Origin of the sequence: Acinetobacter chinensis (assembly GCF_002165375.2) — a bacterium.
Lineage (GTDB): Bacteria > Pseudomonadota > Gammaproteobacteria > Pseudomonadales > Moraxellaceae > Acinetobacter > Acinetobacter chinensis.
Genome location: NZ_CP032134.1, coordinates 1,069,450 through 1,082,926, shown reverse-complemented (window position 1 = coordinate 1,082,926; position 13,477 = coordinate 1,069,450). Strand labels below are relative to the sequence as shown.

Below are 13,477 nucleotides of genomic sequence, written 5' to 3'. Positions count from 1 at the left end.
AAAATTTAATATATATAGAGGAATAACCGGCCATATTGCAGACAGGTTATTCCATTCAGTTTCAGCTTGGTCGATGTGGCGTAAACATTTCCACCACTGCTGCTTTATCTTCAACAGCAACTTTAGATCTTGCAGAAAAGTTTTTCAGCAAAGAGCTTTCATCGACAGGAATTTTCTTGCGCCCCAAAGAAAGACTGACAGGAATCAGGCGTACAAACTCATACAGTTCCTGATAGCTTTCTTCGCCTTCTTCATCATTGTCACTTTCTTCAAATTCAACCGCTGCAACGTCCTGCAGATGTTCAATCAGTTCCATTTCATCCTGACGGATATGTCCTGAGGCCAGTCCAAATCCCAGCACTACGCCTGCACACCAGTCAGCAAGTGCCTGGACACGGTCAGCGAGCACATGTTCATCATCAGGTAACAACGGCAGATAATCCAGTTCATCTTCCGACAGTGCATGAGCAACATCTTCCGCTTCATCACTAAGGATATCCAGAGCTTCTTCATTCAGTTCCGGAACTTCAAGCGTATTTAATATCTGTTGCCACTCTTCTCTTGAAGGTGTATTTGTCACACAAACTATACCTGTTAACAGACCATGTAACTCACTTGGGCTTGAAATCTCCTCAATTGAGGAAAAATTGCGGTTCCATTCGGACCAACCTGAAATATCGTCTTGCATTCGCTTATCCAATCTCTATACTTCTTATATATTACCTTTGTTTGCAATACTGTGCGACCACGATATGTTAGAAGAATTACAGCGTCTACAGGCGCACATTGGCGTTTTAAAAACGCGACTTTCTCAGTATGAGAATGAAAACCGTACACTTCTGAACGATAAAGATACGTCTGCTGAGCAGCACCACAGCCAGATCGCTCAAAAGAACAGTATCATCACCCATAAACAGGAAGAAGTTGATACGCTGTCTGATCAGCTGAAAACCTCTCAGGATCAGCTGAAACAGCTCAATACAGATGCGACTGCGCTTGCAGACCGTTACAGTCGGCTTGAGAAAAGCTGCACTGACCTGAAAAACCGTTTCCAGGAAATTCTTGCTGAACGCAATGAACTGCGCATGCTTAAAGAGCAGATGCAGAATGAACAGCGTCATGCTCAACAGGAAATTCAGAATCTGAAACTGGAACGTGAAAGATTGTTACAAAAAAATGAACATGCCAAAGCGAAAGTTGAAGCCATTATTCAGCGCTTATCTATTTTAGGTACTGCTCAGGATCAGCATGCTCAGGAAATTCAGCAACTTGCCCATCCTGCCGAAGCCAATGAAGAGATAGAATCATGAGTGAACAGATTCCTGTAGAACTGCGTGTGCTTGGACACAGTTTCCGCCTTGCCACCACAGAAGATAAAAAACCTGAACTGGAACGTGCAGCGCAGTTACTGAATGAAAAATACGATGATTTTCGCCAGAAAGCACCTCGCATGGAACCAAGTAAGCTGATCATCATGGTTGCCCTGGAAATGATGCAGGACGTGTTATCCATGAATAAAACCATTCAGGAATACGAGCATTGCGAACGCCTGCTGAACACCATTCTTGAAGATGTAGAACAACTGACCTGAAACTGATCAAAGCATGTTCACATGAACATGCGACAGATAAATCATTTCCTCCAGGGATTTGCCTCCTGCTCAATACAGGTTATACTGAATGCAACTCTGGGGTGTTTGCCAGCGCGTCTATATCCCTGCCGATACTTAAACTTACGGATGTGTTCTGTATATTTAGAGCGTATGCCCATCTTCGTGTGGGAAACCCAGCAAGTATACGTCGCGTCCCCCTTGAACTTCTTCGGGTTCAGGGTAACGACATGCAGCGGCATCTCCGGAGTGCTTTTAAGTGATTGTCTTATAACAATCATGATCAAAATTTATCAAATCCCCACCCAATCAATTTTCATTTTTTAGACTTTTGTATACTCCATGTATACCGAAGTTCGCATCGCTTAATCCAGCTTGAAATTTTCGGACTGTATGACACGTGGTTGTAAGTCACGTATTAAATTATCCCTTTGTCCTCTTTAAACAGGGCATCTTCTTCTTTAAGTACAATTGATAACTCAATTTGACTATTGGTTTTAGTACCAACAAAGCCAGAAGTAGTCATTTCATGATACACACCTGATTGCTTTAAACCAGTTGCAGTTCCATCAAATCTGTTAGTTACCTGAGTTCCAACAAACCCACCATTTCTATAGATTTATGGATATTTACTTTTTAACCACACTACCATTCCTTGTGGTACTTTTGTTGCTATAGGAATATTGTGAAGAACATCTTTATACGCTTACTTCAATGCAATATCATCACCAATCAACTGTATATCCAATTCACACTTTGTCAAAAAGTGTACCGCAGGTATCAGTATCGTTAGGCTCTAATCGCTCAGATTTCAATGTTCCATCTTAGCGTATTTAATCAATCGTACCAGAAATGCCGGCGGTACAGTTGGTATTATGTACCCAAATCCCATTACGACCGATAAAATAGGTATGATTTTCCTCAACCTCTATATTATAAACAGGTACTTTTAACTCCCTATCCCAAACCCTGTTATTTTTATAATTATCAAAAAATTTCTCTGAAACTTCTAAATCATACTTGATTCGATTAGATTCCGAAATTTCATAATTTGACATATAATTTTTTTCAATCAATAAATTATCTTTATCAAACTGAATCAGCATGTCCAATAGTTGCTGTTCTCCCCCATAAGAAAGTTCATGACAACAACCTACTACAATATTTTCATCTTTATAACTTTTATAGACAGGCTCTATCGACAGAATTCGTAAATTATCCAGATTATCAATGCTCGATAATAACGTTCCAATTTCAAGATCGGAAGCGGGAATCCATTCTTTTAAAGATTCCACCCAAATCGGATGATTTGGTGTCATAAACTCAATATAAATAGGTGCATCCCACCCATCATATTCGCTGTCACGCTGACAACTTAATCTTATTAACTCATCTTCCCCTGAACAAAAAGCTCTTGTCACACGTTTATATTCCGTTGGCGCATCTTTCCCACCCCATTCAGGACGAGATAAAACCATATCTCCAACTTTAATATTTTGAATTGGAACTAAACCTTTATCAGTGTGTACCAAAGTTCCTGCTGGGAAGCATCGAATATGCTTGGTCTCTAATCTTAATTCGCTCATATTAAGTGCATCATCAATCATTTTCTATTAAGTGCATCACCGCTATATCCTTGTTTTGGTAACTATTTCTTTAACTACCTGCTGACAATTGGCATTGTGTACCCAATATCCATATTCCCCAACAAAATAAGTGTGATAGTCCTCTACTTCAATATTATAGACATAATCAGAAAATGGCTCACCAACTCCCTCCCCTGATAATGCATCATAAAAAATATGACTATAAATATCCTTTGCAACTTCACTATATTTATCAGGACTCAACTCATATAAATCACTAAATCCTTCATCAGAATATATATATTGTTGTTGGCCATTTCTAAAATCTATCAATGAAGCATGATTTTCACTTCTAATATTATAGTCATTTGATTCCAGACAAACAGCTACACCCTCTATAGGGGTAGGTAATAGATAAAGCCCGCCTATCTCATATAGATCTCGCCAATAACCTTTTCCATTTGTTACATACTGCGGATAATCATAACAGCCTGCACAATCCATACCAAGCGCATACACTAGATCTGTATTCATGTCTAGAATCTTAGCAGCTTTCCACCCTTCATCTTTTGTCCCAAATGGATGGTTATCCGTACAATAGATATCACCTACTGGCGACATAATTAGTTGTTTTTGTTTTGATTTAAAGGTTTTAACGACACGTTTATAGGCCTTGTCTTTAGTAGACCCACTTTCTAGCATAGACAATACCATATCGCCTACTTTAAGTTGCTCAATTGGTACCAAACCTTTATCAGTATGTACCACTGTGCCAGCAACAAAACATGATGTGGCATAAGGTATTTTTTGTTCTAATTGATTTCTATCAAATACATCATCAATCATCTTTTTCCACATTGGGTCGCCAAATAAATCATCCCTACTATGTTTGGTTATCAACTCTTCCAGACTTTCAATATTATTTTTAATATCCAGTGCAATCGAGGCTTTCTTATCATAAATACTATTTCGTGCAACCATTAAAATATCATTAAACAAAGTAACAGTATTTTTAGCCTGTTCCTCTAAAGACTTTGTTATATCAATGATAAATTTTGTTTTTTCAGTAACGATAAATTCATATTGCTTCTGCTCACCAGATTTTTCAATATTTCCTGTTATTTCATGTTTTCCTGACATTAAGTCAGCTGATAATAGTAACTTTGGTTCCAGCTGCTTAATTGTCCACATTTGTTCATTAACTGCATGTTTATTATTGCGACTCATCCCCCCATATTTTTAAAAATTTGTTTTAAAACAATGGTTTTATTAATATTATTGTAATTACCGTCTATTTATCAATCAATTTATTTTTAAGTATAATTATATCTATACGACTTTGTTACATAACCCTTTCTTGAAGTCTTACTTCAACAAAGCCCTTCCGATCCATAATTTTCATAACTGAAAATATATGCAGTACAACTGTGTCTGATCATTTCAGAATGTTTTACAATCAGGTCTGAGCTGAAATCAGCTCGTACATTATTTTTATACAGACACAGGCCAAACAGCTTCAATTATGGAAAGAACAGGAGTTTTATTTTGAACCGTAAATTGCTGACCGCTGAAGGTTATCAACGCTTACAGAATGAATTGAATGACCTGGTCCGTAAAGAACGCCCTGAGATCACCAAAATCGTGTCCTGGGCTGCAAGCCTCGGAGACCGTTCAGAAAACGCTGACTACCACTATAATAAAAGAAAACTCCGTGAAATTGACCGTAGAATCAGATTCTTAACCAAACTCTTTGAAGTCGCTCATAAAGTTGAATACAGCCCTGAACAGGATGGAAAAGCCTATTTTGGTGCATGGGTTGAGCTTGAAAACGATGATGGCGAAACTGTCAAATTCCGCATTGTGGGTGATGAAGAAATTTATGGGCGTAAAGACTATATTTCTTTACAGTCTCCTATAGCAAAAGCATGTCTGGGCAAAGCAGTTGATGATGAAATACAGGTTCATACCCCTCATGGCAAAAAAAACTGGTATCTGACTCAGATCATCTATGAAAAAACGTCATAAACAAGATTTGAAGCACTTATTTCAAAAAATATTTTTCTGTTTTATTTTTATCCCTGACCGCTCAGTCAACAGCATATTCAGTGAATAAAAAACACCCGTTTTCAGCAACCATTATCAGATCTACCAGATGCAGAATCATGGGGTGAAAATTATTTTTATCACCCCATCGCATCTTTTATGACACCCTTTAAATACAGTCTTTCCATACACTTTTCCAATATTCTTCTGCCTGTACTTAAGATGGATTACATGATGCATATTCCCTATCACTTCTCGGGCTTTTACAGGAAAAATAAACAACGTTCTTCGTTTATTCACAACCACCCTGTATAAACCTGTTTTATTATTATTTTTAATCGATTAAGTTACATGTTTCTCATAAATTATGTACAAAATTTGACAGAGAGTTTTTTCATCTTTATTATGCACTCACTATTTACTCTGAAATAACCTTTCATCTGTGTAGATTTACTACACAATCATCTTTCAACCCCATGTCATTCAGAATGACGTCATGACTGCCCACCCCTAATACTGGATTTATTCAACTTGAAAAAGATCAGACATGTTGTCTGCGCTTTTTAGGGCATAAATTACTTGTAGCGGAGACAACATGCACAGTAGTTCAACAACTGGGTCGAGGCTTTGCCTTAATACCTTTTCTTCTTCGATCGCGTTAAAAGCACTTGCTTTAAGTACTGTACTTTTTCCATTTCACAGCTTGAATGCAAGCAAGACAGCACATCAGTTTGATACTGTTGTGAACAGCAATAAACTGACTGTTGTTGCTGTTGAATCACCCACCACAGTATTTCGTGAAGGTCAGCACTTACACGGTTTTGGTTACGACCTGGTCCGTAACTATGCAGACAGCCTGAATGTTCAGCTGGACTTTCAGACGGTAGAAACCAATGCAGCCGCGCTGAAACTGGTTTCACAGGGTAAAGCCAGTTTTGCCATGACCACTGCCAGCATCCAGAGTATTGAACAGAAGCATCTGTCTTCTTTCTCTGCAACATGCGGTGAGTTTGTTACACTGGAAAAAAATGGTCTGAATACCGGATTAAACTGGGTATTCAAAAATGCTGACGATCCTTTATCTCAGACAGCCAATGCTTTCATCTGCCGTGGTAAACAGAATGGTTCAATCAACCAGCTGGCTTCTTTCTACAACCGTAACGTTGTAAAAGAAGAAGCATGGGACACTATTCAACAGGATCTGAAAAAGCGTATGCCTGTTTATAAGGCAAGCTTTAAACGTACTGCCAAGCAATATGATCTTGACTGGCATTTACTGGCAGCGATTGGTTATCAGGAATCCTATCTTAAACCCGACTCCATTTCTCCCACTGGTGTCCGTGGTCTAATGATGCTGACCAACAATACCGCCAAAGCAATGGGTGTCACAGACCGTAATGATCCATCCCAGAGTATTCAGGGTGGTGCAAAATACTATGATCTGATGCTGGACAGGTATGAGAACATTCCTTTCCCTGACCGTAACTGGTACGCCCTGGTTGCTTACAACATGGGTCCTGGTGCCGTTGGTCAGATTCAGAAGCGTCTGAAAGCTCAGGGGAAAAATCCTGATCAGTGGGTAAATATGTATGCTTACCTTGAACGTAACAAGGTCAGTAACTCACGTTACCGCCAGGCGCTCCAGTATGTAACCCGTATCAGGGCTTACCTGGAACATATTAAAACCACGCCTCAACTGGTCAATATCTAAAGCTGCAGGCACAAAAAAAGCTTACCGAATGGTAAGCTTTTTTAAATTCAGCAACTGAAAATTATGCAGTTGTCTGTTCCAGTACTTTTTTGAACAGGTCTTTCTGTTCCTGACTTGGTTTAGCAGTCTGTAATGCCATCAACTGAGACATATCACCCTGAACTTTTATTTTACCTGTCATGAATGCCTGCATAGCAGCAGCCATATCAAACTCAAGGAATACTTTACGAAGTGTTTCTGCATCCATATTCAGTGTTGTTTTCGCATTTGAAGACAAACCTTTTTTAATTGCACCGCCATCCAGTGCTAATTCTGTATTTCCAGATGCATCTGCTACAACAAGGTTAATTGCAAGGCCTGAAAGTGCTGGTGGCAGGTTCAGATCGCCCGCCTGAGCAGTTAAAGTTTCTACAGTTGAAAACCAGTCATCAGTTAAAAAAGCAGGCATGTTCTTTCCTCAATTTTTAGTTCGTTTTGTGTCGTCTCTCCAGACAACATCTGAGTAAGCAGTTGGCTCGTGACTTGTTATAGCATGTAAAGCCCGTTTAGGCATAAAGTTTTTTGTACGGAGCGTTCAATTTTTAATAATATTGTTTTAATTCAGTAAAATAATACAGAAACTGCCCTGCCGGCAGCTTCTGTACAGACAGATTACTCAGCAGCAAAGCCTAAATTGACCATATTGATCCGCTTGTCCTGTTCTGGATTTTCAGTTGAACAGCTTTCATTGAAATCAAACTCACGCTGTTCATCCAGTCTTTCAAAATCGAACAGTTCACGGTCAGCCAACTGTGATGGTGACACATTCTGCAGCGCACCAAAGATGCTGTGCAGACGTTTCGGATACTGTTTATCCCAGTCCCGTAACATGTCATTTAAAATGGCACGCTGCAGATTTTCCTGCGAACCACACAGGTTACATGGAATGATCGGGAACTTACGCATTTCTGCATATTTGATAATGTCTTTTTCTTCCACATAAGCCAGTGGTCGGATCAGAATGTTTTTCTTATCTGAAGACAGCAGTTTAGGCGGCATCGCTTTCAGACTGCCACCATGAAACAGATTCAGGAAAAAAGTTGCCAGAATGTCGTCACGGTGATGACCAAGCGCAACTTTAGTTGCCCCGATTTCCTGAGCAAAACCATAAAGCGAACCACGGCGCAGTCGTGAACATACGGCACAGTATGTCTTGCCTTCTGGTGTCAGACGTTTGGTAATGCTGTAAGTATCTTTTTCCAGAATATAATAAGGAATATTATTTTCTTCCAGATAACGGGGTAAAACATCTTCAGGAAAGCCCGGCTGCTTCTGATCCAGGTTGACCGCAACCACATCAAAGTTAATCGGAGCAATCCGTTTGAACTGAAGCATGATATCCAGCAGGGTATAACTGTCTTTCCCCCCGGAAATACAAACCATGACTTTGTCACCTTCCTCAATCATTTTAAAGTCACGGATAGCGTGACCCACCTGGCGACGCAGCTTTTTCAGCAGACGGTAATAGGCAGAGCTTGTAGGCAGTTCCGGTTTAAAATTAAATCCCTGAGTGGATTCAACTGGCGAATACATAGACGCGATTAACCCATAAAAAAATTACTGCGCAATTTTAGCCGATTCATCTTCGCTGCGCACCAAAAGAATGTAATTTTGAAAATGACAATTCATTTGTCATATAGCTGTATTTTTTGAAATGATAAAATGGACTTTCGCGTTCATTTTTTGCCCCAGATGCTTATCTTTTGGACTTTTCCACAGTTGTCCACAAAAGCTGTGGATAACTTTGTGGATTCTAAATCACTTGACAAGTTGCTGCCCCCTGCAAGTAAGGGTTTTATTTAAATTGATCATTTTTTGATCAATTTATTTTTGATTAAATATCAGCAACTTAAATGTGTCAAGTTATGCCGATTAAAAAAAATATTAATTTTTTTTTGATTAATTAGAAGACAAACAGACTTGATTTTTTCAAAGCAAGGGTTGACTTGGTGTGGATATATTTTTCATCCCCAGTTTTTCTGATACACTCCTTTTTAATGTTCGGGGACAGAATTTTATTCTTACTACAATGAAAAAAATTTTTGACTTTTCTTGTCTGTTTTTACTGGGTGCCAGTTCAGTTCTGTTTGTAACTGAAAATACGCATGCCGGTCAGATTTACATTTATAAAGATAAAAACGGCAGTACCCTGCTGACAAACCGTAAAAGTGCTGATCAGTCCTTAAAAAGGGTGAAAGTCACTTATTATCCGGACAGCAATATTCATTCTTACAGTAACTGGGGCTCAAGCGAAGCTTCTGTACTGCCCAGTTACAGCCGCAATAAAAATGCTTTTGATTCCATTATTAAGCAGGCAGCTTTACAGCACGGTGTTTCTGAGGGTCTGATCAAAGCTGTGATGCATACAGAATCTGGCTTTAACAGTAATGCACGCTCTCCAGTCGGTGCCCAGGGGCTGATGCAGCTGATGCCTGCAACTGCACGACGTTTTAATGTTTCAAATGCATACGACCCTCATCAGAATATTATGGGGGGAGCACGTTATCTCAGCTGGTTACTGAAACGATTCAACAACAACACTTCACTCGCTCTTGCTGCATATAATGCTGGCGAAGGCAATGTCGATAAATACGGTGGCATTCCCCCTTTCCGTGAAACTCAGGATTATGTACGCCGGGTGTCCAGCCGTTTAAGCAATCTGTATTCAGGCGGTATCATTTCCGCTTCAGGCGGCACAGCATCTCCTCAGATCATTGCTCAGTCCAGTCATAACTCGGAGAACACCAAAGCAGCCAGCTCATCACGAAATTCATCACAGCGTCAGATTATCGTTTCTGAAGATGGCAGTTTTACAGATGCGCCTGCAGGTTCTTATGCAACAGCAAATGCGATGGCATCTGCTAAAATTTCCATTACAGACTGATCCAGATTTTTATATTTTTCTGCTTGAATTTTTGGGTTTTACACCGCATATTGACCTTTATGATTTGTAATTAATAAATCAGATTATTTTTTTATCATAAGAGGGTTTTCTCAATGATGCGGATTGGTTTGTTTTTGCTAACCAACCTCGCGGTACTGGTTGTAGCTGGCATTATTCTGTCGCTCTTCGGTGTCGGTAGTTATCATGGCGCTGGTGGTCTGAATCTGGGCAACCTGTTAGTCATCTGTTTTGTTTTTGGTATGGTTGGCTCTTTAATTTCCCTGTTCATGTCTAAATGGATGGCGAAAAAATCAACTGGCACTGAACTCATTGACCCGAATGCTCCACGCAACCAGGCAGAAGCATGGCTCGTGCAGGAAGTTGCCCAGCTGGCGCAACGTTCAGGTATCAATATGCCTGAAGTCGGTATTTTCCCTTCATATCAGTCCAATGCCTTTGCAACAGGGTGGAATAAAAACGATGCACTCGTTGCCGTTTCCACAGGACTGCTTGAGCGCATGAACAAAGATGAACTGCGTGCAGTACTTGCCCACGAAATCGGGCACGTTGCAAACGGTGATATGGTGACACTTGCCCTGGTTCAGGGTGTGGTCAACGCCTTTGTAATGTTCTTTGCACGTGTAGTCGGTGACTTTATTGACCGTAACGTATTTGGTCGTGAAGATGGTGAAGCACCAGGACTGGCTTATTTCGGTATTACCATTGTCCTTGATATCGTATTCGGTATTCTGGCGTCAGCAATTGTGATGTGGTTCTCACGCTACCGTGAATACCGTGCAGATGAGGCAGGTGCACGTCTGGCAGGTAAACAGGCCATGATTTCTGCATTATTGCGTTTACAGGCAGAATCAGAAATGCCTGATCAGATGCCTAAAGAAATGAAAGCCTTTGCGATTGCGGAAGGTAAGGAACAGGGTTTCAGCCTGGCTGCTCTTTTCCAGACCCACCCTACAATTGAGCAGCGTGTTGCCGCTCTGCAGCAACTGAACTGCCCTTAAGTTATTATTCTGTTTGAAATAATAAAAAAAGCCTCAGTCTGAGGCTTTTTTTATTGCTGAATGCAGCGCAAAAGACTGCCATTCATATCTATAACACAGAACAGGCTGATTTCATCCAGATGTTCAATCTCTGTAATGGCTGCACCTGAAAAATTCTGCCACGCCACAGTTTTCCATTCCTGAAAATAATGTTCCATATTTTCCACACGGATACAGGCACTGTGCCATGACTGTTTCGGGTCAAGCTCTGGATGATGGAAAAATTCAAGCAACATGCCATCGCGGTTCATAATCATCCATTCATCTGAACGATAGTCACATTCAAATCCTAAGTGTTCATAAAAACGCTGTGTCTGCTCAAAATCTATTGCCGGTAAATTTGCTGTAATCATTTTCTTCCCTGTTTTTTAATTTTTGGAGATGCCTTCCATGACTGTCTGACTGTTTCAACACAGGATCTGTTCAGTTTATTTCACTCCCTGGTACCATTCCCATAACATGGAAATTCCAAACCATGCAGCCGCAGCTATACACACCAGTACAATCAGCCCCAGCAGATCCGGGATATGAAGCCAACACCATGCAACCACGGGGTTGCGCCAGAAGGCAGAATTCTGCTGTTTCTGTTCCAGTTTTTCATGCAGAAATGGATGAACAACATGGTCTTCGCTTTGAATCTGATATTCAGTCCGGATATGTTCATGAACAACATCCAGTGCTTTGCGGCTTGGACGGATAAAAATATCAAATATGGTTCCAACAAAGGGAATAAACCCAACCACAGCATCCATTGCTGCCAGTTTCATCACACCATTCAGTTTCGCCTGTGGCACACCGATCTGCTTTGCCTTGAACACGGCATAACAGGTCAGGGCAAAACCTGCGACATCACCGGCAACAGGTATCGTACTGAGTGCTGCATCTGCCCCTACTCCCTGTTTAGTAAATGGAATGCGGACTACGGAGTCCATCATATTGGCAAATTTTGCAAGATCCCGTTCAAGCCTGATCACTTCCTGGGTTGATAATTTTTTTTGCTGTAAAGGCTCTGGCATTCTTTTATTTCTCTGCATATTTCCTGTTAATTTTACTGAAAATTCAATAAATATCTGTATAAAAAAAATAATTCAGACAGAAACGCCTGAAAGAATCTGGGAAGCAATAAAGAGATAGACGAGTACGCCTGTTGCATCACAGATGGAAGTGACCAGCGGTGCAGAGGCACTGGCAGGATCAAGCCCGATTTTATTCAGCACAAAAGGCAGACTCATCCCAATCAGACAACCCAGCATAACGATTCCCATCATACTTAAAGCCAGAACCAGGGCGACCATTTCATCGCCACGGATATAACCGAGTACAGAGACTGCAAATGCCATTGTGCCACCTAAGCACAGTGCAACCAGGCTTTCTCTGCCCAGTAAATAGAACCAGTCTTTAAACTGAACATCACCTGTGGCTAGTGCTCTGACCATCAGGGTTGCAGACTGAGAGCCGGCGTTACCGCCACTGCCCACCAGTAAGGGCAGAAAAAACACCAGTACGATGTGCGCCGCAATAATATCTTCAAAGTGAGCAATCCCGATCCCTGACAGCAGACTGCCAAAAACCAGAATCACCAGCCAGTAAACCCGTTTCTGATACAGCTGAAACACAGGTGCAGTTTTCAGACTCAGCTTATCATCTGCCTGAATTGCCCCTGATTTTAAAAAGTCTTCTGTTGCTTCATCACTTGCAACATCCATTGCATCATCATAGGTTACAATTCCAAGCATAATGCCTGCATCATCAACCACAGGCAGTGCAAGCAGATCGTAACGGGCAATCAGTTTTGCCACATCATCCTGATCATCACTGACCTTTGCCTGAAGAATATCTGTGGTCATCAGTTCATTGATGTTCTGATCTTCCCGTCCCAGGATCAGTTCCTTTAAGGACAGTACGCCCAGCAGTCTGCGTAAATCGTCCAGCACATAAGCAAAGTAAATGGTTTCAGTATCGGGTGCTTCTTCCCGCAACATTCTGATTGCTTCCATCACGGTCATACCAGGTTTCAGCGTGGCGTATTCAGAGCTCATGATTGCACCAGCTGTCCCTTCTTTATAGGCAGCCAGTTTACGGATATCTTCACGTTCTGCCTGAGCCAGGACAGGTAACAGGGTGTTCTGCTGTTCGGTATTCAGCCGTTTAAAAACATCGACACGGCGGTCGGAGGGCATGTCTTCAAACAGGGACACAAGCAGTTTATGATCAAGCACTGCCATAAACCGAGCCTGTTCCACAGGTTTTAAATAACTGAAAATATAAGCCCGATCTGGCAAATGCTGAAGCAGCAGCAATCCGCTTTGCTGTGGCAGTTGTGTCAGTACATCTGCAAGGTCTGCAGCTTTAAATGTTTTAACAGCATCCAGTGCTCGCTGAATGTGCTGATGTTCCAATGCATCATTTAATAGAAATATGAAGTTGTTGTAGCTCATCATGTGTCCTTATTTTTGATCAACCAATCATAAGAACACTGTGATAATGGTTATACAGAGAATTCTTTGACGGTTGTCTTTATGGAATTTATGTTTGAAAAATCAGTTA

Annotated in this window: 14 protein-coding genes and 1 other RNA gene; 7 read left to right on the top strand and 8 right to left on the bottom strand. The window is 40.9% G+C overall.

The window, feature by feature from the left end:
- Positions 1 to 61: 61 nt before the first annotated feature.
- Entirely contained in the window at positions 62 to 688 is a 627-nt protein-coding gene (locus tag CDG60_RS05970) for a UPF0149 family protein (RefSeq protein WP_087513226.1), read from the bottom strand.
- A gap of 64 nt (positions 689 to 752) precedes the next feature.
- On the opposite strand from CDG60_RS05970, the gene CDG60_RS05965 reads away from it, so the two are divergent.
- The 3 genes from CDG60_RS05965 (at position 753) to ssrS (ending at position 1,863) form a co-directional block, all read left to right on the top strand.
- On the top strand, positions 753 to 1,310 hold the full coding sequence (locus CDG60_RS05965) for a hypothetical protein (RefSeq protein ID WP_087513227.1): 558 nt from the start codon (positions 753 to 755) through the stop codon (positions 1,308 to 1,310).
- Positions 1,307 to 1,591: a cell division protein ZapA gene (locus CDG60_RS05960; protein ID WP_087513228.1), complete on the top strand. Its 285-nt coding sequence runs from the start codon at positions 1,307 to 1,309 to the stop codon at positions 1,589 to 1,591. The genes CDG60_RS05965 and CDG60_RS05960 overlap by 4 nt, the downstream gene beginning before the upstream one ends.
- A 90-nt stretch (positions 1,592 to 1,681) precedes the next feature.
- A non-coding RNA gene (gene ssrS, locus CDG60_RS05955) (6S RNA) lies at positions 1,682 to 1,863 on the top strand.
- Between the two features lie 579 nt (positions 1,864 to 2,442).
- Here the strand turns inward: ssrS and CDG60_RS05950 are convergent.
- The gene (locus CDG60_RS05950) at positions 2,443 to 3,216 is read right to left on the bottom strand and encodes an intein-containing protein (RefSeq protein ID WP_087513229.1); all 774 of its coding nucleotides are present in this window, start codon (positions 3,214 to 3,216) and stop codon (positions 2,443 to 2,445) included.
- Between the two features lie 21 nt (positions 3,217 to 3,237).
- Positions 3,238 to 4,422, bottom strand: a complete 1,185-nt coding sequence (locus CDG60_RS05945) for an LEPR-XLL domain-containing protein (RefSeq protein WP_087513230.1) — start codon at positions 4,420 to 4,422, stop codon at positions 3,238 to 3,240.
- A 318-nt stretch (positions 4,423 to 4,740) separates the two neighbouring features.
- Between CDG60_RS05945 and greB the strand changes: the two genes are divergently transcribed.
- Both greB and CDG60_RS05935 read left to right on the top strand, forming a co-directional pair.
- Positions 4,741 to 5,220, top strand: a complete 480-nt coding sequence (gene greB, locus CDG60_RS05940) for a transcription elongation factor GreB (RefSeq protein ID WP_087513231.1) — start codon at positions 4,741 to 4,743, stop codon at positions 5,218 to 5,220.
- 613 nt (positions 5,221 to 5,833) lie between these two features.
- Complete coding sequence (locus CDG60_RS05935) at positions 5,834 to 6,949, top strand: MltF family protein (RefSeq protein WP_087513232.1); 1,116 nt, start codon at positions 5,834 to 5,836, stop codon at positions 6,947 to 6,949.
- A 61-nt stretch (positions 6,950 to 7,010) separates the two neighbouring features.
- Here CDG60_RS05935 and CDG60_RS05930 read toward each other — a convergent pair whose 3' ends face one another.
- Together CDG60_RS05930 and ttcA are read right to left on the bottom strand one after the other, a co-directional pair.
- Entirely contained in the window at positions 7,011 to 7,397 is a 387-nt protein-coding gene (locus CDG60_RS05930; protein WP_087513233.1) for an SCP2 sterol-binding domain-containing protein, read from the bottom strand.
- Between the two features lie 203 nt (positions 7,398 to 7,600).
- A complete protein-coding gene (gene ttcA / locus CDG60_RS05925) occupies positions 7,601 to 8,521 on the bottom strand; it encodes a tRNA 2-thiocytidine(32) synthetase TtcA (RefSeq protein WP_087513234.1) in 921 nt (306 codons plus the stop codon).
- A gap of 496 nt (positions 8,522 to 9,017) precedes the next feature.
- On the opposite strand from ttcA, the gene CDG60_RS05920 reads away from it, so the two are divergent.
- Together CDG60_RS05920 and htpX are read left to right on the top strand one after the other, a co-directional pair.
- Complete coding sequence (locus tag CDG60_RS05920) at positions 9,018 to 9,872, top strand: lytic transglycosylase domain-containing protein (RefSeq protein WP_087513235.1); 855 nt, start codon at positions 9,018 to 9,020, stop codon at positions 9,870 to 9,872.
- A gap of 113 nt (positions 9,873 to 9,985) precedes the next feature.
- Complete coding sequence (gene htpX / locus CDG60_RS05915; RefSeq protein WP_087513236.1) at positions 9,986 to 10,891, top strand: protease HtpX; 906 nt, start codon at positions 9,986 to 9,988, stop codon at positions 10,889 to 10,891.
- A 50-nt stretch (positions 10,892 to 10,941) separates the two neighbouring features.
- On the opposite strand, the gene CDG60_RS05910 is transcribed toward htpX, so the two are convergent.
- The 3 genes from CDG60_RS05910 to mgtE all read right to left on the bottom strand — a co-directional run bounded on the left by CDG60_RS05910 (position 10,942) and on the right by mgtE (position 13,368).
- Positions 10,942 to 11,283: a DUF8817 family protein gene (locus CDG60_RS05910; protein ID WP_087513237.1), complete on the bottom strand. Its 342-nt coding sequence runs from the start codon at positions 11,281 to 11,283 to the stop codon at positions 10,942 to 10,944.
- 75 nt (positions 11,284 to 11,358) lie between these two features.
- Positions 11,359 to 11,946, bottom strand: coding sequence for a DUF4112 domain-containing protein (locus CDG60_RS05905; RefSeq protein ID WP_087513238.1), 588 nt, complete (start codon positions 11,944 to 11,946; stop codon positions 11,359 to 11,361).
- 72 nt (positions 11,947 to 12,018) lie between these two features.
- Positions 12,019 to 13,368 carry a magnesium transporter gene (gene mgtE, locus CDG60_RS05900; protein ID WP_087513239.1) on the bottom strand — a complete coding sequence of 450 codons (1,350 nt, stop codon included), beginning with the start codon at positions 13,366 to 13,368 and terminating at the stop codon, positions 12,019 to 12,021.
- Positions 13,369 to 13,477: the final 109 nt, after the last annotated feature.

What these genes read in the sequence shown, in the direction of transcription:
- CDG60_RS05970 (WP_087513226.1), bottom strand. Translation starts at nt 688, where the DNA reads ATGCAAGACGATATTTCAGGTTGGTCCGAATGGAACCGCAATTTTTCC.
- CDG60_RS05965 (WP_087513227.1), top strand. Translation starts at nt 753, where the DNA reads ATGTTAGAAGAATTACAGCGTCTACAGGCGCACATTGGCGTTTTAAAA.
- CDG60_RS05960 (WP_087513228.1), top strand. Translation starts at nt 1,307, where the DNA reads ATGAGTGAACAGATTCCTGTAGAACTGCGTGTGCTTGGACACAGTTTC.
- CDG60_RS05950 (WP_087513229.1), bottom strand. Translation starts at nt 3,216, where the DNA reads ATGATTGATGATGCACTTAATATGAGCGAATTAAGATTAGAGACCAAG.
- CDG60_RS05945 (WP_087513230.1), bottom strand. Translation starts at nt 4,422, where the DNA reads ATGAGTCGCAATAATAAACATGCAGTTAATGAACAAATGTGGACAATT.
- CDG60_RS05935 (WP_087513232.1), top strand. Translation starts at nt 5,834, where the DNA reads ATGCACAGTAGTTCAACAACTGGGTCGAGGCTTTGCCTTAATACCTTT.
- CDG60_RS05930 (WP_087513233.1), bottom strand. Translation starts at nt 7,397, where the DNA reads ATGCCTGCTTTTTTAACTGATGACTGGTTTTCAACTGTAGAAACTTTA.
- ttcA (WP_087513234.1), bottom strand. Translation starts at nt 8,521, where the DNA reads ATGTATTCGCCAGTTGAATCCACTCAGGGATTTAATTTTAAACCGGAA.
- CDG60_RS05920 (WP_087513235.1), top strand. Translation starts at nt 9,018, where the DNA reads ATGAAAAAAATTTTTGACTTTTCTTGTCTGTTTTTACTGGGTGCCAGT.
- htpX (WP_087513236.1), top strand. Translation starts at nt 9,986, where the DNA reads ATGATGCGGATTGGTTTGTTTTTGCTAACCAACCTCGCGGTACTGGTT.
- CDG60_RS05910 (WP_087513237.1), bottom strand. Translation starts at nt 11,283, where the DNA reads ATGATTACAGCAAATTTACCGGCAATAGATTTTGAGCAGACACAGCGT.
- CDG60_RS05905 (WP_087513238.1), bottom strand. Translation starts at nt 11,946, where the DNA reads ATGCCAGAGCCTTTACAGCAAAAAAAATTATCAACCCAGGAAGTGATC.
- mgtE (WP_087513239.1), bottom strand. Translation starts at nt 13,368, where the DNA reads ATGAGCTACAACAACTTCATATTTCTATTAAATGATGCATTGGAACAT.